The organism is Listeria swaminathanii (genome assembly GCF_014229645.1).
Taxonomy (GTDB): Bacteria; Bacillota; Bacilli; order Lactobacillales; family Listeriaceae; genus Listeria; species Listeria swaminathanii.
Genome location: NZ_JAATOD010000002.1, coordinates 374,186 through 395,788 on the forward strand (window position 1 = coordinate 374,186; position 21,603 = coordinate 395,788).

18 protein-coding genes are annotated in these 21,603 nt (G+C 36.8%); 4 read left to right on the forward strand and 14 right to left on the reverse strand.

Features of this window, described 5'->3' with window-relative positions; genetic code table 11:
• Positions 1–2: 2 nt before the first annotated feature.
• From HCX62_RS09055 to HCX62_RS09090, 8 genes are all read right to left on the reverse strand, one after another.
• Positions 3–971 (reverse strand): sugar phosphate isomerase/epimerase family protein, encoded by a 969-nt coding sequence (locus HCX62_RS09055; protein ID WP_185615170.1) that lies wholly within the window; start codon positions 969–971, stop codon positions 3–5.
• 2 nt (positions 972–973) lie between these two features.
• Complete coding sequence (locus HCX62_RS09060; RefSeq protein ID WP_185638600.1) at positions 974–1,696, reverse strand: ThuA domain-containing protein; 723 nt, start codon at positions 1,694–1,696, stop codon at positions 974–976.
• 1 nt (position 1,697) lies between these two features.
• Positions 1,698–2,438 (reverse strand): sugar phosphate isomerase/epimerase family protein, encoded by a 741-nt coding sequence (locus HCX62_RS09065; protein WP_185638602.1) that lies wholly within the window; start codon positions 2,436–2,438, stop codon positions 1,698–1,700.
• 15 nt (positions 2,439–2,453) lie between these two features.
• Positions 2,454–3,530 carry a Gfo/Idh/MocA family protein gene (locus HCX62_RS09070; RefSeq protein ID WP_185638604.1) on the reverse strand — a complete coding sequence of 359 codons (1,077 nt, stop codon included), beginning with the start codon at positions 3,528–3,530 and terminating at the stop codon, positions 2,454–2,456.
• A 74-nt stretch (positions 3,531–3,604) separates the two neighbouring features.
• The gene (gene gadR / locus HCX62_RS09075; protein WP_185638606.1) at positions 3,605–4,483 is read right to left on the reverse strand and encodes an acid resistance transcriptional regulator GadR; all 879 of its coding nucleotides are present in this window, start codon (positions 4,481–4,483) and stop codon (positions 3,605–3,607) included.
• 69 nt (positions 4,484–4,552) lie between these two features.
• Positions 4,553–5,248 carry a Crp/Fnr family transcriptional regulator gene (locus HCX62_RS09080; protein ID WP_003729570.1) on the reverse strand — a complete coding sequence of 232 codons (696 nt, stop codon included), beginning with the start codon at positions 5,246–5,248 and terminating at the stop codon, positions 4,553–4,555.
• Positions 5,249–5,501: 253 nt separating this feature from the next.
• Positions 5,502–6,173: a cyclic nucleotide-binding domain-containing protein gene (locus tag HCX62_RS09085; protein ID WP_185638608.1), complete on the reverse strand. Its 672-nt coding sequence runs from the start codon at positions 6,171–6,173 to the stop codon at positions 5,502–5,504.
• 64 nt (positions 6,174–6,237) lie between these two features.
• Complete coding sequence (locus HCX62_RS09090) at positions 6,238–6,855, reverse strand: MBL fold metallo-hydrolase (protein ID WP_185638610.1); 618 nt, start codon at positions 6,853–6,855, stop codon at positions 6,238–6,240.
• Between the two features lie 130 nt (positions 6,856–6,985).
• On the opposite strand from HCX62_RS09090, the gene gloA reads away from it, so the two are divergent.
• Both gloA and HCX62_RS09100 read left to right on the forward strand, forming a co-directional pair.
• Positions 6,986–7,375 (forward strand): lactoylglutathione lyase, encoded by a 390-nt coding sequence (gene gloA, locus HCX62_RS09095; RefSeq protein ID WP_185638612.1) that lies wholly within the window; start codon positions 6,986–6,988, stop codon positions 7,373–7,375.
• Between the two features lie 3 nt (positions 7,376–7,378).
• A complete protein-coding gene (locus HCX62_RS09100) occupies positions 7,379–7,537 on the forward strand; it encodes a hypothetical protein (RefSeq protein ID WP_185638614.1) in 159 nt (52 codons plus the stop codon).
• 44 nt (positions 7,538–7,581) lie between these two features.
• On the opposite strand, the gene HCX62_RS09105 is transcribed toward HCX62_RS09100, so the two are convergent.
• Together HCX62_RS09105 and HCX62_RS09110 are read right to left on the reverse strand one after the other, a co-directional pair.
• A complete protein-coding gene (locus tag HCX62_RS09105; protein ID WP_185638616.1) occupies positions 7,582–8,655 on the reverse strand; it encodes a GGDEF domain-containing protein in 1,074 nt (357 codons plus the stop codon).
• Between the two features lie 187 nt (positions 8,656–8,842).
• Complete coding sequence (locus HCX62_RS09110; protein WP_185638618.1) at positions 8,843–9,604, reverse strand: SDR family oxidoreductase; 762 nt, start codon at positions 9,602–9,604, stop codon at positions 8,843–8,845.
• 180 nt (positions 9,605–9,784) lie between these two features.
• On the opposite strand from HCX62_RS09110, the gene HCX62_RS09115 reads away from it, so the two are divergent.
• Together HCX62_RS09115 and HCX62_RS09120 are read left to right on the forward strand one after the other, a co-directional pair.
• Positions 9,785–10,339, forward strand: coding sequence for a TetR/AcrR family transcriptional regulator (locus tag HCX62_RS09115; protein WP_185638620.1), 555 nt, complete (start codon positions 9,785–9,787; stop codon positions 10,337–10,339).
• Positions 10,340–10,444: 105 nt separating this feature from the next.
• On the forward strand, positions 10,445–10,792 hold the full coding sequence (locus tag HCX62_RS09120) for a magnetosome magnetite crystal formation protein family (RefSeq protein WP_185638622.1): 348 nt from the start codon (positions 10,445–10,447) through the stop codon (positions 10,790–10,792).
• Between the two features lie 47 nt (positions 10,793–10,839).
• On the opposite strand, the gene HCX62_RS09125 is transcribed toward HCX62_RS09120, so the two are convergent.
• The 4 genes from HCX62_RS09125 to srtB all read right to left on the reverse strand — a co-directional run bounded on the left by HCX62_RS09125 (position 10,840) and on the right by srtB (position 21,603).
• Entirely contained in the window at positions 10,840–14,871 is a 4,032-nt protein-coding gene (locus tag HCX62_RS09125; protein ID WP_185638624.1) for an LPXTG cell wall anchor domain-containing protein, read from the reverse strand.
• A gap of 235 nt (positions 14,872–15,106) precedes the next feature.
• The gene (locus HCX62_RS09130; protein ID WP_185638626.1) at positions 15,107–19,648 is read right to left on the reverse strand and encodes a SpaA isopeptide-forming pilin-related protein; all 4,542 of its coding nucleotides are present in this window, start codon (positions 19,646–19,648) and stop codon (positions 15,107–15,109) included.
• Between the two features lie 676 nt (positions 19,649–20,324).
• Positions 20,325–20,801: a siphovirus Gp157 family protein gene (locus HCX62_RS09135; protein ID WP_185638628.1), complete on the reverse strand. Its 477-nt coding sequence runs from the start codon at positions 20,799–20,801 to the stop codon at positions 20,325–20,327.
• Positions 20,802–20,862: 61 nt separating this feature from the next.
• Entirely contained in the window at positions 20,863–21,603 is a 741-nt protein-coding gene (srtB, locus tag HCX62_RS09140; RefSeq protein WP_185638630.1) for a class B sortase, read from the reverse strand.

The window sequence follows — 21,603 nt, forward strand, 5'->3', positions numbered from 1 at the left end:
CGTTAAGCCCACCACATATCCAGTGGTTTATCTTTAATTAAAATGGATTGTAAGTTCGTAACAGCACGGTCGAAACCTTCATCAATCGACATTAATGGGTCTTCATGTTCAATGCTGACTACGTAATCGTAACCATATGTTCTAAGCGCGCTCATAATATCCGACCATTCTGTCAAACTATGACCACAGCCAACCGAACGGAATGTCCAGCTTCTTGTTTGAACGTCGCCATATGGTTGCATATCAGTTAAACCGTACATATTAATATTATCTTGATCCAAATAAGTATCTTTCGCGTGGAAATGATGAATCGCTCCAGCTTTTCCTAAGATTTTAATCGCACCAACCGGGTCAATTCCTTGCCACCATAAATGACTTGGGTCTAAATTAACACCGATAGAGTCATTTGTTTCTTCGCGCAATTTTAAAATGGTATAAGGTGTGTGGCATAAGAAACCGCCGTGTAATTCGATACCAATTTTAACGTCGGAAGCTGCTGCAAGTTCGCCGATTTCTTTCCAGTAAGGAATAAGCTTTGTTTCCCATTGCCACGTTTTAATATCGCTATAAACGGTCGGCCACGGAATAACCGGCCAGTTCGGCGCCTTGGCATCGTCGCTATCACCAGCAGTCCCGGAAAATGTGTTAACAACCGGAACGTTCATTAAGGAAGCTAGTTTAATTGATTTTCGCAAAATTTCATCGGATGCCGCCGCTTCTGCTTTATTTGGAGAAATCGGATTATCATGACAACTAAATGCGCTAATAGTTAATCCGCGACTCGTAAATTTTTCCAAATAAGCTTCACGTGCTGCTGCGCTTTCCAAAAGTTCATCTGTTGGACAGTGATGATTTCCCGGATTTCCGCCCGTCCCAATTTCTACTGCGTCAAGTCCTGCAGCTTTGACTTTATCTAACATTTCTTCTAATGGTAAATTAGCAAATAATGGTGTAAATACGCCTAATTTCATCTTTATTTCCTCCCTATTTTTTCAAGTGGTTGATGATTTCCGTATGCCGGATAATTTTTCCGACTTTCTGCGCACCAGTTTACTCCGTTAATAATGACTTGCTGGATGTCCGGATGGTGGTAAGTTGGATAGGATTCGTGACCTGGTTGGAAGTAGAAAATCCGGCCGTTTCCTCTTTTATACGTAATCCCGCTGCGGAACACTTCGCCGCCTTCGAACCAACCTAAGAAAATTAATTCATCTGGTGTTGGGATATCAAAATGCTCGCCGTACATTTCTTCTTCATCGAGCTCAATAAATTCGCCGATTCCTTTGGCGATTGGGTGCGTCGGGTCAACTACCCAAAGTCGCTCTCTTTCGTTTGCTTCACGCCATTTCAAATCACAACTTGTTCCCATTAAACGCATAAAGATTTTTGACATATGACCTGAATGAAGTACGACAAGCCCCATGCCTTCTAAAACGCGCTTTTGAACACGGTCGACAATTTTATCGTCCACGCGGTCATGTCCCATGTGTCCCCACCAAATCAAAACATCTGTATTCGCTAAAACTTCTTCCGTCAGCCCATGCTCCGGTTCTTCTAAAGTTGCAGTTTTCGCATCAAGTCCTGCTTTTTCTAGGAAACTAGCAATTTGCCCATGAATACCGTCTGGATAAATCGCCAGCACCGCATCATCTTCTTTTTCATGTAAAAATTCATTCCATACCGTCACGCGTGTCATATTATTTCCCCTCCAATAAATTTGCTACATACGTATAACCTTTGGCAACACTAGTTAGTGGGGCTTCTTCAAATGCTTCTTGCTCGATAACTAACCATTTTGCCCCACAGTCGAGCGCCGTTTTTGCGTAACCTGGAATATCGAGAATCCCCTCGCCGATAATCGTGCTTTCTTTGTTCGTTTTCGATTTATCTTTAATATGGACAAGCGGCACCCGATTACGATATTTTTCGATAAAAGGGATAACACCAATGCCGGCATGCTCTATCCAATACGTATCTAATTCGGCAACCATCTCCGGTACATTTTCAAGCAAAGCATCTAAAATAATCTCACCATTCAATTTTTCTAACTCATGGGCATGATTATGATAGCCAAATTGCATTCCAGCTTGTTGCACGGCTTTCGTAATCTCGCGAAGTTCCGCGCTAAATTCAAGCCATTCTTGTTTCGTTTCAAAATCTGCATAAGGGCAAATGATATAATTATTACCCAATTCGCGCTCAAAAGCAATTACCGCTTCCAAATCGGCTTCTAGTTGCTCTTTACTAACATGCGAACCTGCTACTTCTAGCCCAAGTTCCGCTAATTTCGCTTTAATTTCAGTAGCAGATTTCCCATAATAACCAGCGAATTCTACACCGTCATAACCCATTTCAGCCACTTTTTCCAGCGTTTCAAAGAAATCCTCTTCCAAAGCTTCCTGTACACTCCATAATTGCAAAGCTATTTTTGCATTCATACAGACAGTTCCTCCTTAATTAAAATAAACTGGTTGACCTGTTTTAGACGACTCATAGATAGCCTCTAAAATTTGCGTTACAACAAGCGCTTGTTCTGGTTTTACAACTGGATCTGTATCATTCAAAATAGCGTCTAACCATTGTTCTGCTTCGATTAATGCCGGATCATCACCCGTGCCATCGTAAAAATCAACGCCGCCTGCTTCTAACTGAATTTTCTTTTCAAACATTTGGCTGTGTGCCTCGCCGTTAATCCGTAAACCATCTTCCATATCTGCGCCGCCTTCTGTTCCAGAAAGAGAAGTTCGCGCTTCACCGACATCTAGCGTATTAAGCGCCCAACTTGCTTCTAAAACAATCGTCGCACCGTTTTCCATCGTAATAAAACCAAATGCGGAATCTTCCACAGTAAATTTAGCCGGATCCCATGAGCCCCAAGCATTGGCTGCATTTTCTTTCTTCGCAAGTTTATGATAGCTGTTTCCTACTACATATTTTGGTTTGTAATTGTCCATCATCCAAAGCGTTAAGTCCAGAGCGTGTGTCCCAATATCAATTAGCGGACCTCCACCTTGTGCTTCTTCATCTAAAAACACGCCCCAAGTTGGTACTGCACGACGACGAATCGCTTTTGCTTTTGCGTAATAAATATCACCTAGTTCACCATTTTCGCAAACTTGGTGTAAATAGTCAGAGTCTTTGCGGAATCTATTTTGGTAACCAATTGTTAGTTTTTTACCTGTACGTTTTGCTGCTTCAATCATGCTTTTCGCTTCTTCGGTCGTTTTAGCCATTGGTTTTTCGCACATAACGTGTTTTCCAGCTTCCAGCGCCGCGATAGAAATTTCTGCATGAGAAATATTTGGTGTACAAACATGGATGACATCGATGGATTTATCTTGGAGTAATTCTACATAGTTTGTGTATACGCTTGCATTTTCGCCACCAAATTCTTTTGCTGCCGCTTCAGCTTTTTCTAGAACAATATCGCAAAAAGCAACCATTTCTGCTTTTTCAGCTTTTAATAAACTTGGCATATGCTTCCCGTTTGCAATGCCTCCACAACCAATAATTCCAACTTTTAATGTCATAATAAAAAACCTCCAATAGTTTTGATAGTTACATCATACAAAACTACTGAAGGTAATTCTTCCTATTTTATTGCTTAATTATTCCCGTATATTGTCTTTCTATATTTTAGCGGTGCCACACCCATTGCTCGTTTAAACGCATGATGGAAGGTTTTCACGCTGCTAAATCCGGCCAGCTCAGCCACTTCGGTTACCGGAAATGCTTCATTTAACAACATCCATTTTGCTTTATTTAGCCGATAATCATTTAAAAAAGTCACGAAAGTCATACCAGTATTTCGTTTGAAAAATTTCGTGAAATAGTAAGTGCTAAATCCAGTATAATCCGCCACTTCTTGTAGGCTCACTGGCTCTTGATAATGTTTTTCAACATACGAAAAAATTTGATCTAATTTATGTAGGGTTTCTTGGGATTTGAGGACTGCTTCTTCCGAAATAACACTATCCGGTTGCGTTTTGATTTGCGGGATTTCCCGGTAGATTAAACCAATAACCGCCAGCAAATCGGCCTTTAAAATATAATGCTTTCCAGGATTATCCGCGCTTGATTCGGAATGAATATTCATGATTAACGCTTGCATTTTTGCCACGGTTTCTTCCGGCCATTCCCTGCTTAAATGCGCCATCTCTGTCAGCATTTCCCGTAAAGTTCGATTTTGACCGTCCATTTGCATTTCTTCTTGAAATAAACTTAAATCAAATTGAATAACAATACGTTCACTATTTGGGGATGCTAAAAAGTAATGGACATCGCCGCCATTTATCACTTGAATTTCGCCTTCGTTTAATTGAATTGGCATATCGTTCACGCCAAGATTTAGACTCCCTTTTAGCGCATAAATAATTTCAATTTCTTTATGCCAATGCGGATAAACGAGTACCTCGCCTTCATTGACGAACGAACGAAACGGAAAAGCTTTATTTAATTCTGGAATTTCCAAGTATTCACTCATAGTGGAACTCCTTTTTTTCTTTCATTTTAGCATAAAAAAGAAGACAGCCGTTAGACTATCCTCTTTGTTTTATAAAATTAATGATTCGTAAGGAATTTCATTGAAAAGTTTTTCTACATTTATTACAACAGGAATTTTTGTATTTAATAAGTATCCTTCTTTTTTCAGTTCACTAAGCGTTAAACTAAGATATTCTCTCGTAATGCCCATGAATTTAGATAAAAATGTAGTAGATAATTCTTGTGGAATTTGAATGTTGTCGCCATTGGAAATACCATATTCATAGCCAATCGCAGCAATAACATGTTTCACGCGATCTTTCACTTTCAGCGTATTAAGTAAGCAGCGGCGTTGAAGTACCATAATTTCTTTTTTCGATTGATACAGCATAAATTCTTCGATGCTAATATGCTTTTCCACCATAAAAATGAAAAAATCTCGATCTACTGCTGTAATAACGCTAGAACTTGGTGATAATAATTTAGCCCCAATGTTGCGTTTTAAATCAGAAGACATAAAAGAGGAAAAATTACATACATCCCCATGTTTTAGTAATTGATCGTAGCCAATATAATCATCAATTTGTGTTCCTTTCATAACGATACCTTTTTCAACAAAATAGATACCTGTTACAAAGTCGACGTCAAATAGTTCATTTTTAGAAAGTTTAATACTCATACTATGTTTAGCAAAATCTCCAGACTTCTTACAAAAATGAAGTGGATTGGTCAAAATTTCATGCTGTCGTTTCTCTAATGTGTTCATTGCAAATTCCTCCTCTAAAGTATAATATCACACAATGAAAACACCTCAGAGAAGGAAATATTCAAATAAAATAACATTAAAATAACGAAAAAGAAATTTTTATTACTATTTTTGTACTAAAACAAACTTTTTTTAGGCGAAAAATAGCTAAATAAGTACTTTTTGTGACATTTTTAATCACCATAATTTAGATATTATTTTAACTTTTCCACCTTTTATAGCCTTAAAATCAATATATATTAAGTTTTATCAATTAAAGCATGTCGATTTTTTTGATGACCCACGGCTTGTAACTATCATCCAAAATTCCTTCTTTTCGTAGTTTCAGCACGATAATATTCGTATATTCGCGCGTAGTATTCGCATATTGAGCCAAAATAGAATTAGTAATCTCATCTGGTAAAATATATTCTTTATCCTTTGTCACCCTACCCATGTATAAACCAATCTCTTTTAAACACGCTCTAATACGGCGTTCTTTCTTCATAAAATTACGTTTGCTCGCTTTGAAATAAACCTTTCTCGTATAAAGCAAATTCGATAAAAGGTAGTTCGCTTTTTGACCTGATTCATCTAAAACACGTTCTACAAATTCGGGATCAAGCACCCAGCAATGAACCTCCGTCAAACTACGCAATACAGATTCTTCCGGTTCTTCTTTAATCAGCGGAATTAAATTAATCGCAATTTCGCTACCAACAAAGCTAATAATTCCGGAGTCGCCATATTCATTTTGAAGACAATAAGAAAAGTAGCCACTTTCTACCAAATAAATTTTGAAGCCTTTCGCATGGTTCATTTGGATTTCTTTGCCTCTAGGAATAATTTCTTGATAGCAATAATCATGAAAGTTATAATCTTTTTTTAGTAATTGAAGTAGTGATTTGGTAGTTGTTTCTTTGAAAATTTCCTCATCTGAATGCATTTTACAACATCCTTTCCGTTTAATTACAAAAAAACTGCAGAATGGATGCTTCTGCAAGTTCTTTTTAGTTGAAATATGGGTTAGTTTTCTTTTCGTGACCAATTGTCGTTGCATCGCCGTGTCCTGAATAGGCTGGCAATTCATCTGGAAGAACAAATAGCTGTGTTTTAATGCTATTGATTAACGTATCAAAATCGCCTGTAAATAAATCTGTACGGCCGATACTTCCTTTAAATAAGGCATCTCCAACGACAACAAACTCGTCAAAAATAAAACTTACGCTACCGATTGAGTGGCCCGGTGTTGGTACGACTTTAAATTGAAAACCTTCTATATTATGGTCACCTAACGTGAACTCATGTTCCGCAGGTTGTGCCACGATTGCTTGACCTGTGATATGTGCTGATAGGTTTAATTCTGGATTTGAAAGCCATTCTTGCTCTAGCGGGCTAACATATACGGGAATATCATAAATCGCCCGAATTTCTTCTAAAGCACCAATGTGATCATAGTGACAATGCGTTAGCAAAACAGCTACTGGTTTAACCGCCAATTTCGTAAGTTCTGCTTCGATTTTATTAGCTTCTGCACCTGGATCTACAATTAATGCCAGATTATCTTGATAAATAATATAACAATTTTCTTGGATTATTCCTGTCATAATTCGTTTGATTTTTGTCATTCTACTTCCGCCTTTCTTCACATTCATCATTATACCGAAAAACCCGCCTTACTTCCATCAATATTCCTTGTTTGTATTCACTTCCGAGATATACTACAATAAAGACAGAAGTTTAAAAGGAGGAATAAAAATGACTGCAAAAATGTTACATACATGTATCCGCGTAAAAAACCTAACAGAATCGATTGCATTTTATGAAAAAGCGTTAGGACTTAAGGAAGTTCGCCGTAAAGACTTCCCTGATTTTGAGTTCACACTTGTTTATATGGCATTTGAAGAAGGCGGTTTTGAATTAGAATTAACTTATAACTATGACCAAAAAGAAGCCTATGATTTAGGAAATGGTTATGGTCATTTAGCGGTTGGCGTTCCTGATGTGCGCGCTTTACTAAAAGAACACCAAGACGCTGGCTACACAGTTACAGATTTAAAAGGACTTCCAGGCGAAGATCCATTCTATTATTTCTTAACAGATCCAGACGGTTATAAAACAGAAATCATTCAAGATGGTGCTTTATAATTCATGGGTAAATATTTCATTATTATTTTAATCGCATTAGCAATTAACGGCGTTAGTATAATGTTCCATAACGATATAGCTAGCCTTATCGCTGTTGTTATCACGGCCGTACTACTTATTTACTTAATGATCGATTTAACAAAAATGTACCGCCGTAAATAGAATAGAACCAGCAAATCATTGAGGTTTGCTGGTTTTTTTATCAACTAGTTTCCATCCGCGATACAAACCCTATTTCTCCCCGCTAATTTCGCTTTATATAATGCTTCATCTGCAGATTTAAATAGTCCTTCACTTGTGTTTGCACCATCTTTACTCCAGCTCACGCCCACAGAAATCGTTATTTTCACTATTTGGCCTGTCGGAATAATAAAATCATGTTCTTCCGTTTCCTTCCTAACCCGTTCCGCAACATCATTTCCTTCTTCTATCGAGCAATCTAACAAGATAATGGAAAACTCTTCCCCACCGTTTCTAAATGCTTCTGAGCCATCTGTTGTACTTGCCTTTAAGATTACTGCTAATTGTTTTAAAATCGCATCACCCGCGTCATGACCATATGTATCGTTAATATTTTTAAAATAATCAATATCAATTAACATCAGCGTGACTTGCCGACTTCCAGCATCCATCACATGATTGATTTTTTCATCAAATTGTCTTACATTCGATAATCTCGTCAAATAGTCTAGCGTAGAATCCTGCTCATATTTTTGAAAAAGTTGCTTTGATTTAATCATGTTACTCATCAATCCTGCCGAGATAACACCAATGGCAAGCGCAATTACTACAAATATCGACATATTAAGCCAGTAGTTAGCCTCTCTAGCTAAAATCAAATGCAAATTAATCACAACAAAACCACATGCTACAACGTTCAAAATAAAAACGCCCCAAATTTTGAATTTTTCTAAGCGTTTGCTAAAAAGGGCTGTTATTATGCCAATCAACATCATAACAACGCCTGCCATAACAGCCGCAGAATTCACTGAAATTAAGAAGCGTGAAGCTGTAATGATGATAGCCGATACAATCGCGGGAATCGGACCACCATAAAAACCTACCATTATAATTGGAATATGACGCAAATCAACAATCACATTATTCGAAATTGGAATCCCAAAAACCATCAGCGCAAAGCCAAGTAAACCGGCCCATATTCCGATGACCATTTTTCTACTAGTTGATAATTCTTTTGTTATTGGTTCTTTATACACTAAGGAAATAATATAGAAACCTGCGAGTAATATCGCTGCATTACTTACCAACTGTTGGACCAAAAAGCATCCCCGCCTTTCACTTTGTTATTTAATACCCCATTATGTTCACAACTATGCATAATATCTTTTCTGTTCGCACAAAGAAACAACCTCTTAAAAACAGACGCTGTTCCAACGCTCTATTCTTCTATTTTCTCAAAAAAAGTCCGCAAAAGAAAATGATTTCCTTTTGCGGACTGGATTTTTATTAATAAGCTGTCCATCCTGCATCAGCCGTAATAACTGTTCCGTTAACGAAACTCGAGTCATCTGAAGCTAAAAATAGCGCGACTTTAGCGATTTCAGAAGCGTCCCCAGCACGAGGATTAATGCCCATTCCGATCATAGCACGTTCTTGCCCAAACTCATCAGGCGCATAAATCGTAGTACCAATGTTTGTATTTACAGCTCCCGGTGCAATGGCGTTACAACGAATATTTTTATTTGCATATTGGAAACCAACATTTTTCGTAAAGCCAACGACCGCATGTTTCGACGCTGTATAAGCTGCACCTGCTCTTGAGCCAAATAAACCACCTGCAGAAGCAATGTTAACAATGACACCTTGACCTTTTTCTTCAAAAATATGCAATGCTTTTCGAGTTGCGCGCATCACACCAGTTGTATTTATCGCAAACACTTTATCCCAAAGTTCATCTGTTAATTCGCCTGCTGGGACAAAATTATCCATGATTCCAGCATTGTTTACTAAAATATCTAATGTTCCAAATGTTTCAACTGCTTGATTAATCAAGTTTTCAATATCCGCTTGCTTCGTAACATTAGCCACAACCGCAAGTCCTGTTCCTTGTTCTTTTTCAACTAATTCAACCGTTTTTTGAGCCGCCTCTAAGTTCAAATCTGCCACTACTACTTTCGCGCCTTCTTTAGCAAAAAGAATCGCAATTTGTTGCCCCATTCCAGAAGCCGCACCAGTTACTACCGCTACTTTTCCAGTTAATTTCCCCATTGTTATTTCCTCCTTCACTTTTGTTACGCTAGAAAGAAAAATACGCTCTTCCTTCTTTCATTATAATCCCCGAGTAAAACGCTTTCAATATGTAAAGAAAGCCTGTTTTGTTGATTAAGCAACACATTTACGTTATATGTATAGTAATAGGAAAATTTCTTCAATGGGAGGTTCTAAATCATGGATAGACGGGTTAAAAAAACAAAACAAGCCTTAAATCAAGCCCTCTTCACCCTTCTTGACCAAAAGCCCTTTCAACAAATTACTATCACGGATATCGTGACAGAAGCAGACGTTAACCGTGGGACTTTTTATAAACACTACCGCGACAAAGAGGAATTGCTAGATAGCATTATTGAAGAAATTTTAACAGATTTAAAAAGTGCTTATCAAGACCCTTATTTGCACAGCACTCATTTTTCTATACAGGCGCTCACCCCATCGATGATCAAGATATTCGATCATGTGTTTAGCCATCAAGCGTTTTACAGGCAAGTCATCAAATCAACTATTCGCCCAAGTTTTCAAAATCAAGTGTGCGATGTTATTCGGGAACTTGTCTTAACTGATGTTGCTAGTTTTCCAGATAGTTCAGGTGCTGAGCCATTGTTGCTCGCTACTTATCAAGCGCATGCGATTTTTGGGATTATCGTTTTTTGGGCCGAGGAAGATTTTGCCCACTCTCCGCAGTATATGTCTGAGCAACTCCTTCATATTATTCACGCAAAAAGCTAATCCTTACATATTTGTTATATTGTTTTCTTGCTTTGTCACTTGAATCGAGGGTGAGAACGGCTATACCTTGCTATAATAAAAACATCTTAGAAAGGTGTGTTGATTATGAATGATCATCGAATTTTAAATGCTTTAAGTTATTTTAGCATTTTGTTTGCACCAATTATTGTTCCCGTTTTGATTTGGATTTTCGCTAAATCAGAAGAAGTCACTCATCATGCTAAAGCGGCTCTACTAACTCACATTATTCCGACTATCGCTGGGGTTTTATGTTTCTCCAGTGTGTTCGTTACAGCACTGACAAGCGGCGGCGCTTTGAGTAGCCTTAGCTTTTTCATTACTGGTAGCTTATTCATCTTTACGCTTATCGCAGTAGTTGGTCTATTTATTTTTAATATTGTACGTGGCATTCAAATGCTATGTGAAAAAAAAGAAGAAGATATTTGGATTTAATCAAAAAAAGTGGCTATCCTTTATAGAATAACCACTTTTTTATTTACTTACTTTTTCCTGAATAAAAGTAGCCCAAGTACGCTCATCAGGAATCCAGAGAAAATCATATCATACGGGGGTGTATCTCCTGTTGATGGAATAGTGCCCGATTGTTTCTTTTCTGCTGGTTTCGATGGTTTTTCACTTAGTACTAATTGTGCTTCTGGTTTGCTTGGTACTGTCGGTTCTCCTGGTGTTGCTGGTTCTCCTGGTGTTGTCGGTTCGATTGGTATTGCTGGTTCGCTTGGTGTTATTGGGCTTACAGGTTCTTGTTGGTTTTCCTCGTATACGAAAATTACTTCTTGCGCGTCTTCTTTGTATACACCTGTTTTATTTGCTGGTTCCATTTTCAATGTGTATCCAGCAATGTTCAGAGCATTCGTCGTATAGGTTTCACCCACATCATCTGTGAAGATTTTTGCTTCCGCTAAAGGATTTCCTTCTGTATCAACAAATACTACTTTCACTGTCCCTATTTTTTTCTTGTTCGTTTTCGTTACTTCTGCATGAGTTTGTTGGTTAGATACAATGCTGAATTCCACAGGCGTTCTGTCTAGTTCATAATCTGTTGGTGCTTTTGTTTCTACTAATCGGTAGTCTCCTGGCGCGAGGTCTGTGGCGGTTAATTTGCCAGCTGCATTAGTAGTTAAGCCATCCTTTATTTTAGTACCATCTGCTTTTTGTAACTCGAACTCTGCTCCTGCTAATGGCGCTTTTGTTAAACTATCTTCTTTCGTTAAAATGACGCTACCTGATTTAGCTGTATTTTCAATTGTATATCTGCTAGGTAAGCCATCTGCATTTACAGTGACTTCCATGCCTTCTTTTAATTCTTCACTAATTAAATAACCAGTTGGCGCTCCTGTTTCTACTAATTTATATTTTCCAGATTGAATATTATCAAAAGTAATTTTGCCTTCTGAATTAGTAGTGGCTTCTTGCCCAGATTTCGCCCCATCTAAAGTGTAAAGCTGAAATTTGGCTCCTTCGAGTTTTTTAGCTGGATCCGCTTTATCTATTTTAGTAATTTCAAGGGAACCAATAGTAGCTATTCCACTGCCGCTACCCATTGTAAAATTTGGTGTAACCGTATTTGTTGCAATTTTACTTGGGTCCGAAAGATCCCCATAATCATTAGCATCTACTCTAACAGTATTCGTAACTGGACCCGATAATAAACTAATCGTGTCATACGTTATGCTAATTGGCGCTGTAGCTGTATAATTTTTAAATTGGACCGTGAAAGTATTACCGTTAAAAGTAATATCGTAATAGTTAGGGTCAATTAGTTCCCCAGTCTTTGTATTAATTACTTTAAAACTATTTTTAACAATTTGCGCTCCAGTCACCCCACTATTTAATGTGTCCGTAACAACTGGATTCGTAACTACTCGCTCTTCAGTAATATCAGTAAGTTGGATTTTCCAATTTATTTTATTATTGTAGAGCATATCAATATTTCCTGTTTTTGAAATTGGTGAGTGGATTTCGAAAATAGAAGCTTCTGTGGAATACTCTTTTTGATTTTCACCGTTATCAGAAACTTTCGCGACGTTCGTTATTGTTTTATAAAAATACCACTTATTATCTGTGGTCGTTTTATATTTAACAAAAACTTGCGATTTCCCCAAATTCCCAAATTCTAAATGAATTTTCTTGTCAGTCGTTTCTATCTTTGTTGGGTAATTTGTATCGCCTTCTTTTACTAGTTTCCCAGTAGAGGCAAGTGGTTCTCTTAAGTTAATTAATTCATTTGGGCTACTAACTTGTCGAAATTCTAAAGAGCCTTCCACGTATGAAGTCCCTTCTGGCATCTCATCATCAAAAATGAGGTTATCAAAGTTTGTTGCCCTAGCATTCAAAGAGACAATCCAGTTAGTAGTTCCTGTTTCACTATCCCACTCACCAAATTTCGCCCCATTATCCGAAATCTTACTATCTATTTCTAAGGAAGCTTTTTTTGTATCGGAGTAATGGGTTATATAACCATCATAATAAGAAATATAAGCTTTATTCTCCAGCGTTTGCGCATCATTTGCTGGATCAATATTCGTTACAAGTTTTACTACGATTTCTTTATTAGTTGTCGCATAATTGCCGATAAGTTTAATTTTAAAGCCTGATGGTGCCGCTGTTTCCGTAAATGTATAATCTACATTTTTCACCAATTCCACAAAGTCTGTCTCATTTGAATAAGCATAAACATCGTAATTATCCAAACTTTTTACACCTGTAGAAAATTCATCTATAATTGTCATATTACTCATTTCAATTCTGTCTGTGTTCGCTGTAATTTTCCATGACATTAAATTATTAAAATAATCTACCGTTCCACTTTCTTTTTGAACGATATTAGGCTCAAAAGATAGTTTGTCTGCGGCTCTTAACCCAAGTTCATCTGTCACTTCACCCACAATATCACGAACGCTGAAATCAGTTACTTTGGTAGAGTACGTAATTTGGTACGCTTTTTTGTCCGTGTTTTTATACTGTGTTTCAAAATTACCATTTGCTGACACCGCTAAGGTATTCCAATTACTTGATACATCTTCATCACCAACAATCGCAGTTCCAGTAGTTGGTGAGAAAGTCACTTCTCTTATTTGAAGTGAGTTTGCCACGTAACTCACACCATTATCTACTACAACAGCTTTTAAAACTGTGTTTGGTGTTAATTCTACCCGGTCATAGTTTACATTAATCGCCCAATCAATTGTTTGCGTTTTAGAATTATAAATTGCTTTTTTCTCTAAATGTTTGTAATTAACCATTTTTGCATCAGCCGTTGCTTGACGTACCGATAATACATCTGAATCTCCAACTGTTTGAGCTCTAGAAACAAATGATACTAGTCCAGTTGTACTTTTATCAATTAAACGCGTGTATGTTACTTCATATCCTTTACCATCTAAGCCATTAGTTAGTTTGATATTTAGTTCAGTGTCTGTAGCTTCTACGGTATAATCTGTACCCTCTTCTAGCAATTGCTTACTACCCAGAAAAGTTCCTTTGGCGCTAACATCACTTGTGTAAACCTTTAAAGTGCTCTTATCGATTTTCGATGAACTATTATTATAAGTAAAATCTGTTAATCGTAGTTCTCCTACTGCATTTGTTTCTTTTGTTAAATTGAGTTTAGCCGTAACAAATGCTTTTTCTGGGTTAATACTACCCGGACTTAAAGTTATATCTACTATTGTGGGATAATCTACGGATGGAATAATCTCGTATTCATACACAGTATCCCCACCCGAAGTATTGAAAATAGCTTTTTGTTTGGTTTTGTCTGTCTCAGTAAATGACTTAAACGCAGTCGTTATACCCACATCATAATTACCTTCTTGCACACCATCTTTTAAAATTTTAATCGTTAATTCTCTTGAACTTGCGTCAAAAGACCATTCTGCTTCTGTGGAAGGTAAAAAGTTACCATTTAAATCCGTAGAACCAAAATTAAATGCATCTGGTAAAATTGTTTTAAATGTATCTCCCGCTTTATAATTCTTCTCGGAGAATGAAAAATTCATATTTAATACAACGCCGCTGTCATTTTTCACTCTTTCATTTGGGCTGATTTTATTTCCTTTTGCATCTTGAAGTTCTACTTTCGTAAAAATATTATCAGGGACATTAGCCTTTAAATTGGCTTTTTTCACTGATGGGTTTTTGGATGAAACAGAAGTCAATAATTCTTCTTTATCTTTCAACGTGACATTGTATACGGTTTCATCTTTTAAATAACCTTGTGGTGCTGCTGTTTCTTTTACTAGATATTCACCTTTAGTAAGTGACTCAGCTACTATTGTTCCATTATCTTTAATAGAAATCTCATTGACTTCTCCTGTTTGTACATTCTTTATTTCAAAAACAGAACCATTTATTTTTTCTTTTGTATCTTTATCTTCTTTGACGATTTTAAGTGACACCTTTTCTTCTTTGCCGTCCGTCATTGCTGCTAATACTGGTGAAACATTTTGAAAAACAAGTAATCCGATAACCATCGAAATAAGCCATTTTTTCCATTGTATAGAATTTTTCACTGCTTCGATGCCCTCCTCTTTTGCAAGTATTGTCTGTTGAATAAGACCTGTAGCTTTTTGAATTGTATCAAATATAAAAAGAGAAAAAAGATATTTTAAAACACAAAAAAAGTGTTTTCTGGTTTTTTTATGTCTTTTCAGTGAACAAATTGTTATACGTAGAATAAATGTAGCTTTTTGGAGGGTAAAAACCATAAAAAAAGAGCTATCCTTTTGGGAAGGATAGCGTCTCTTTTTAATCATTTACTTTTTTTGATTTTTTTAACAAGAATAGTCCCAAGATGCTAGCGAATAATCCAGTGAAAATTATTCCATATGGAGACTCATCTCCGGTTGTAGGAAGATTTGGTTTCTTAGCTGGGTCCACAGGTTTAGTTGGTTTGACTGGTTTGACAGGTGTAACTGGTTTATCAGGGTTTACTACGATTGGCGTTTTGTTTTTCTCGTATACGAAAGTTACTTTCTGTTCTGTCTCTTTGAATACGCCCGCGTTGTTCGTAGGTTGTTTTGTTAACGTGTAACCCTTGATATCTTTTGCTTTCACTGCGTACTTATCACCAACAATGCCAGTGTGAACTTCTTTTTCTGCTAATACATTACCTTTTGTATCAACAAATTCTGCTGTGACTTTGCCGCTTACAACTGTTTTTAAGTTAGTTTTTGTTACTCGTAGTGTTTCTTTTTGCGCCGGAGTGATTGTTACATCTACAGGAACAGTATCTAGTTCGTATCCTGTTGGTGCTTTTGTTTCGATTAATTGATAATCACCTGGTGCTAAATCAATTATTTCTAGTTTCCCAGACGCATCTGTAGTTAGATTTTCTGTAATATTATTATCTTCATCTACTAATTTGAACGTTGCGTCTGCAAGGGCTGCTTTTGTTTGTCCGTCCGTTTTAGTTAATACAACGGATCCTGTAGACATTGTGTTTGTTTTAGTTACTTGAAGTGCCTCTGTTTGGTTGAATTCAATTGTAAATTCAACTGGTGTAGCATCTAAATCGTAACCTGTTGGTGCTTTTGTTTCTACTAATTGGTAGTCTCCAGGTGCTAAGTTGTCAATTTGTAGTTGGCCATTTGCTTCGGTTACTACTTTATCTTTCAAACTTGCGCCTAGTTTTGTTTGCAGTTCAAATTCTGCTCCTGCTAAATTGCTTCTTGATTTACTATCGAGCTTCGTTAAAACAACACTTCCTGTTTTTGCAACGTTCTCTTTCGTTACAACAACTGCATCTGCTTGGTTAAATTCAACCGTAAATTTAGCAGGTGTTGCATCCAGAACATAGCCAGTTGGCGCTTTTGTTTCGACAAATTGATAGTCTCCCGGTGCTAAGTCAGTTACTTCGATTTTACCTTCTGCATTTGATACTAAGTTTTCAGCAACTTTTGTACCGTCTGCATTTTGTAATTCGAATTCTGCTCCAGTGATAGCATCTTTTGTGACACTATCTTCTTTCAGCAGAACTGCGCTACCAGTTTGTTCTGTATTCTCAATTGTAACGCTCGTAGCTACATCGGCAGTAACTGTGATTTCTTTACCGTCTTTGTATTCGTCGCTAATCGTGTACCCTGTTGGTGCTGCTGTTTCAACGAGTTTATATTTTCCGGATTGAAGCCCGTCCATGACGATTTTTCCGTCCGAATCAGTTGTTGCTTCTTGTCCTGCTTTATCCCCTTCAAGCGTATACAGTTGGAATTTAGCACCTGTTAGTTTTTTCGAATTATCCTTTTTATCAACCTTAGTAATTTCAAGGGAACCAATTGTTGCCATCCCGCTACCACTACCAATAGTGAAGGCTGGGGATATGCTAGTTGTTCTTGATTTATATGTCATTGGTAAATTACCGTAGTCAGAAGAAGTTGTTGTCGCTGTGTTACTGACAAGTCCAGACATCAGGCTGACTGTACTATAAGTTACTTTGATTGGTGCAGTTGCTTTATAGTCTTTGAATTGGATAGTGAAGTTATTGTCTGTATAAGTTATATCATAATATTTTGAGTCAATATCTTCACCTGTCGTTTCATTCATTACTTTAAAGCTACTTTTTAATACTTGTGCTCCAGTTGTTCCTGTTTTCATTGTATCTGTAATTGTTGGGTTGTTAATAGGACGATCTGCTGAGATGTTGCTAAGTGTAACAATCCAGTTAACTTTATTATCAAAAGATGGATCAATAGTAGCTGTTTTTGTCATCGCATTAAAAAGTTTACTTGCGTATGCTTGGTAACTATAAGATTTTTCGCCTACTCCATTATCGCTCACTTTCGCAGTGTTTTGTACGTAGGAATAGTAATACCAGTTTTCGTTTGGCTTGGTACTGTATTTAATAAATACGCGTGAATTATCCAAGTTAGCAAACTCTAAATGGAGGTTATTTCCTGTTGTATCTACTTTTGTTGGATAGTTTTTATCACCTGTTTTGGCTACTGTTCCAACAGAGTTAAGTGGGATATATAGATTCATCATCTCACCTGTGGAAGCCACATTACGATACTGGAGTGAACCTTCTACATAAGTTAAACCTGCCGGAATGGCATCATCGAAAATTAAGTTGTCATAGTTTTTCGCCATTGCATTGACGGAAACAATCCAATCAATATTCCCAGTTGTAGAATTGTATGAGCCGTACTTACCACCGTTTGTCATCATGGCTGGATCTGGTGTCATGGAGGCAGTTACCTCGTCTACGTATACAATAATTCCACCATCATAGTAAGAAATCGACGCTTTATTATCAATTGTTTTTGTTACATCAGAAAGGTCAATATCTGTGACGAAATCAACAACAATTTTTTTGTCTGTTGAAGCATAGTCACCGATAAGCTGTAAATAAAATCCAGCTGGAGTCACATCTTTATTCATCGTATAATCCTTGCCTTCTGTTAATAATACGCTATTGGTATTATCTGTATAAGCGCGAACTGTGTAGCTTTTAAGGCTTTTTACCCCAGTAGAAAATTCATCTGTGATATTCAGGTTTCCCATTTTAATTCGGTCAGAGTTGGCAGTGATTTTCCAAGTCATTGTGTTATTAAAATAGTCAATTGTTCCAGCTTCTTTTTTCAGTAAATCTGGTTGAATGGCAATCGTTGCGTCAGCTGAAACGCCATTTTCATCTGTAATTTCATTTTTAATGTTACGATCACTAAAGTCTGTGATTTTCGTGGAATAAGTGATTTCATATGCGTTGGTATTTGTGTTTTTATACGTTAAATTAAAATTCCCGTTTGCCGAGATTGCTGAGGTTGTCCAATCACTTGAAGCGTCATTTCCGACGATTGGCGACCCATTAGTTGCGTTAAAAGTTACTCGTTTAATTTTCAGTGAATCTGCTACATAAGCGACATCGCTATCTGCTAAAACATCGGTAAGGACTGTTGAAGGAGATATTTCGTCTTGATCGTAGTTAAAGTTAATTGTCCAATCAATACTTTGTGTGGAGCCGTTGTAACTAGCTTTTTTCACGATATGTTTGTAATTAGTCATCGTCAGGTAAATATAAGCCGAGTTACTTGATAATGTTCCTGCATCACCTACTGTGTAAGCTTGTGTAGACATGTAAGAAAGTGAATCACTCGGTTTATTGATTGTGCGATCATATGTTACTTGATAGCCTTTACCAGAAAGCCCACCGTTTAGCGTAACAGTTAGAGAAGTTGCGGAATAAGTTAGCGTATAGTCAGTACCTTCTACAAGTAATTTTTTCGTACCAATGAAGGTTCCCCCAGCACTAACATCACTCGAATACACTTTGATGCTATCTTTATCAATTGTTGTCGTTCCACCAGAAGTATAATCAGTAAGTTTCAGCTCACCTTTAGCATCTTTTTCTTTCGTTAAGTTGAATTTGGCATCAACTTGTCCTTTAGTCGGGTTCACTATCCCTGGATTCGCAGTAATTGCTACAGTTGTTGGATAGTTAACTACTGGTACAACTTCAATTTGATAAACGGTATCTTTGCCAGCCGTTTTAAAGACAACTTCTTGTATCGTTTCTTCTGTTGATGTAAATACTTTGAAGGCAGTACTAATATTTATATCATAATCGCCTTCTTGAATCCCATCTTTTAAGAAAGTAAGAGTAAGCTCACGTGTTGTTACATCTAGCGTCCATTCTGCTTCTGTTGAGGGCAAGAAGTTCCCGCTTAAATTTTTATTCCCAAAGTTGAAAGCATCCGGTAACACGGTTGTAAATGTATCTCCGGCTTTATAATTTTTTCCAGAAAACGAAAAATTCATGTTAAGCACAACACCACTACCATTTTGAATCCGGTCAGATGTGTTGATTTCATCGCCATTACCATCTTTCAACGTTACTTCACTGAAAATATTATCCGTAATGACTGATTTCAAGTTAGCTCGTTGCGTTGTTTTTGGCGCAGCTACTGGCGCTGTTTTTTCTTTTGTCGATGTGGATGTTACGACTTCTTCTTTATCGGAAAGTGTTACGCTATACTCTTTTTCATCTAAAGTATAACCAGAAGCAGCTGTTTTTTCTTTTACAAGATAGTCTCCAGCTGAAAGGGAAGCTAATGTCCCGCTGCCATTTTCCTTTATAGAAAGTTCTTTCGTTTCTCCACTAGCTTTATCTTTTACTTCAAAAATAGAGCCATTGATTTTTTCTTTTGTGTCTTTATCTTCTTTAATAATTTTTAATGTTGTTGTTCCTGTTGTATTGTCTGTTATTGTTGCTAATACTGGTGAAACGTTTTGAAAAACTAGCAGACCAATAATGGTTGCAATAACTAGTTTTCGCCAATGTCTAAAATTTTTCACTATGATTTATCCCCCTATAATAGTCCAATTGATATCTTTTAATAAAGCTCTAGCCTAAAAGAAACTAGATCTTCTATTAAGTTGCCATCTTTTTTGTGTGATAGTGAATTTTTTGCCGTAATGTCCGGTTAGTATTTCTAAGGGGAAAATCTGTTTGTTGTTTGATTCTATATGAAGTATCTTTACGGGTGTAGCACTACTGTCGTCTTGATGTTATGTGGAAGAGTGATGAGTTTTATTCATTTGTGAAGCATTTTTAGCTACTTGTTGGATAGTTCCGTGTTCTCTTTCATTCGCAAACTCGCATTTGGTTGTTCTGTTTCGCTGCTTCTTTTAAAGGTTTCGAAGTATCGTCATTTTTAGTCATTTTCTATGTAACCTTTTAAACGTTATTTCTTATGCGCGTTTTACCTCCTCTTCTTTCTTCCACCTGTAAAAAGTGGTAGAAGTGAAATAACGAGTGAAGCATAAAGTAATCTTTTAAATAACTCTCATTCTCTTACTCAATACTAATTATTTCATAGGACACACCTCAAAACCGTTCTTTCGATACATAAACAAGCGAGGATTGTTACAGAAATGTGAACTATTTTACTCTTTTGTACTTATTTAATACTTTTGTTAACAAAAACAGCCTAAATTGTTAAAATAGATAACAATTTAGGCTGTTTTTTATTTACCTTATTCGAATAGATTCGCTTTCTACTAATCTAGCTCCTTCTACTTCTTCGCCAGATTTGAGTAATTCCGCGATTCTTTTTTTATCAATTTTAGGTTCTTGCAGTAAAAAGAACGGTTTTAATAAAGCTTCTTCTACTATTTCGACACTTGCAGGATTTTTCTGTATTTGAATAGTGAAAAGCGTACTATTTATTTTTCTGATTTCCATTCGTGCCATTTCGGATTGTAAGTAGTTTTTTAATTTCTGGGCATTATTTTCTAGCGCTTGTTTCCGTTTTAAAAGTCGTTTCGCCTCAGCTCCTGCCATTTCAGCATCCGCCGCTAGCGACTTAATAATTTTGGCGATATTTTCTGCTTTATCATGAAAACCATCTGTGATTGCAGCTAATGTGTCCTCTACAGCCTCGGTTTTATTTTCTTCTAAAAGTTCTTGCAATCGTAAATAATTATCGGTTAGTTCATATAATTTCATCGTTCGCACCCTTTCCAACAAGAAAAAAAGCCCAAAAGCAGCTATTTCTTTTGGCGCTTCCTCATTTTGCTACTAGTTTCCCTTGAATAACCATGCGTCCTTTTTCATAATCTTTCTCTGTATCACAAGTCGAAAGTGTAATAATTCGGTCCTTTCCACTTACTGACACATTTGATTTATAAATAGATTGTTGCTTCACTTTGTGTAAATAAGCATCAAAATCGGTTGTTTCCGGAAAGTCCGTTTCAATATAATAAAAATCAGTCGTCGTTTCATACACAGCAAAAATTTCTACTTCATAATTTGCCAGACCCGATTCATAAGAAAAAGTCGGATGTGCCTCGAAAAAATCTTTATCTAAGTATTTTCGTAAATCCGCAAACATCGAGCCATCTTTCATATTATGCCCGTAAATAATCGTATTTTTGTCCAAAAACTCATTCGTATTCCGATAATCTTTGAAAATACTGCCCGCTCTTGCTTTTTCATTTTTATAATTATGATGCAGATAGTAGTCATTGTCCGTACTTTGCAAAATTGGATAATCTATTTCAGTATCTGCTATCGTCAGCCAACCAACCATATCTTTATTGAGCTTTTGCAGGGATTTAAGCTCATCGCGCACTTCGCCGTTAATATTCGTAGTAGCCACATCTTTCGTATAAACAGCTTTCGCATCACCTAGTATCGTCCGGTTATGATAATTTTCATACAGTTCCGTCCCAATTTTCCATCCAGAAAAAAGAAACACCACTAACACAACCAAAGTCAAACCTTTCCCCAAAAACGATTTCATTTTCAC

What these genes read in the sequence shown, in the direction of transcription:
- gloA (WP_185638612.1), top strand. Translation starts at nt 6,986, where the DNA reads ATGACTGCAAAAATGTTACATACATGTATCCGCGTAAAAAACCTAACA.
- HCX62_RS09110 (WP_185638618.1), bottom strand. Translation starts at nt 9,604, where the DNA reads ATGGGGAAATTAACTGGAAAAGTAGCGGTAGTAACTGGTGCGGCTTCT.
- HCX62_RS09065 (WP_185638602.1), bottom strand. Translation starts at nt 2,438, where the DNA reads ATGAATGCAAAAATAGCTTTGCAATTATGGAGTGTACAGGAAGCTTTG.
- HCX62_RS09090 (WP_185638610.1), bottom strand. Translation starts at nt 6,855, where the DNA reads ATGACAAAAATCAAACGAATTATGACAGGAATAATCCAAGAAAATTGT.
- HCX62_RS09100 (WP_185638614.1), top strand. Translation starts at nt 7,379, where the DNA reads ATGGGTAAATATTTCATTATTATTTTAATCGCATTAGCAATTAACGGC.
- HCX62_RS09085 (WP_185638608.1), bottom strand. Translation starts at nt 6,173, where the DNA reads ATGCATTCAGATGAGGAAATTTTCAAAGAAACAACTACCAAATCACTA.
- HCX62_RS09120 (WP_185638622.1), top strand. Translation starts at nt 10,445, where the DNA reads ATGAATGATCATCGAATTTTAAATGCTTTAAGTTATTTTAGCATTTTG.
- HCX62_RS09135 (WP_185638628.1), bottom strand. Translation starts at nt 20,801, where the DNA reads ATGAAATTATATGAACTAACCGATAATTATTTACGATTGCAAGAACTT.
- HCX62_RS09115 (WP_185638620.1), top strand. Translation starts at nt 9,785, where the DNA reads ATGGATAGACGGGTTAAAAAAACAAAACAAGCCTTAAATCAAGCCCTC.
- HCX62_RS09070 (WP_185638604.1), bottom strand. Translation starts at nt 3,530, where the DNA reads ATGACATTAAAAGTTGGAATTATTGGTTGTGGAGGCATTGCAAACGGG.
- HCX62_RS09060 (WP_185638600.1), bottom strand. Translation starts at nt 1,696, where the DNA reads ATGACACGCGTGACGGTATGGAATGAATTTTTACATGAAAAAGAAGAT.
- HCX62_RS09080 (WP_003729570.1), bottom strand. Translation starts at nt 5,248, where the DNA reads ATGAACACATTAGAGAAACGACAGCATGAAATTTTGACCAATCCACTT.
- gadR (WP_185638606.1), bottom strand. Translation starts at nt 4,483, where the DNA reads ATGAGTGAATACTTGGAAATTCCAGAATTAAATAAAGCTTTTCCGTTT.
- HCX62_RS09055 (WP_185615170.1), bottom strand. Translation starts at nt 971, where the DNA reads ATGAAATTAGGCGTATTTACACCATTATTTGCTAATTTACCATTAGAA.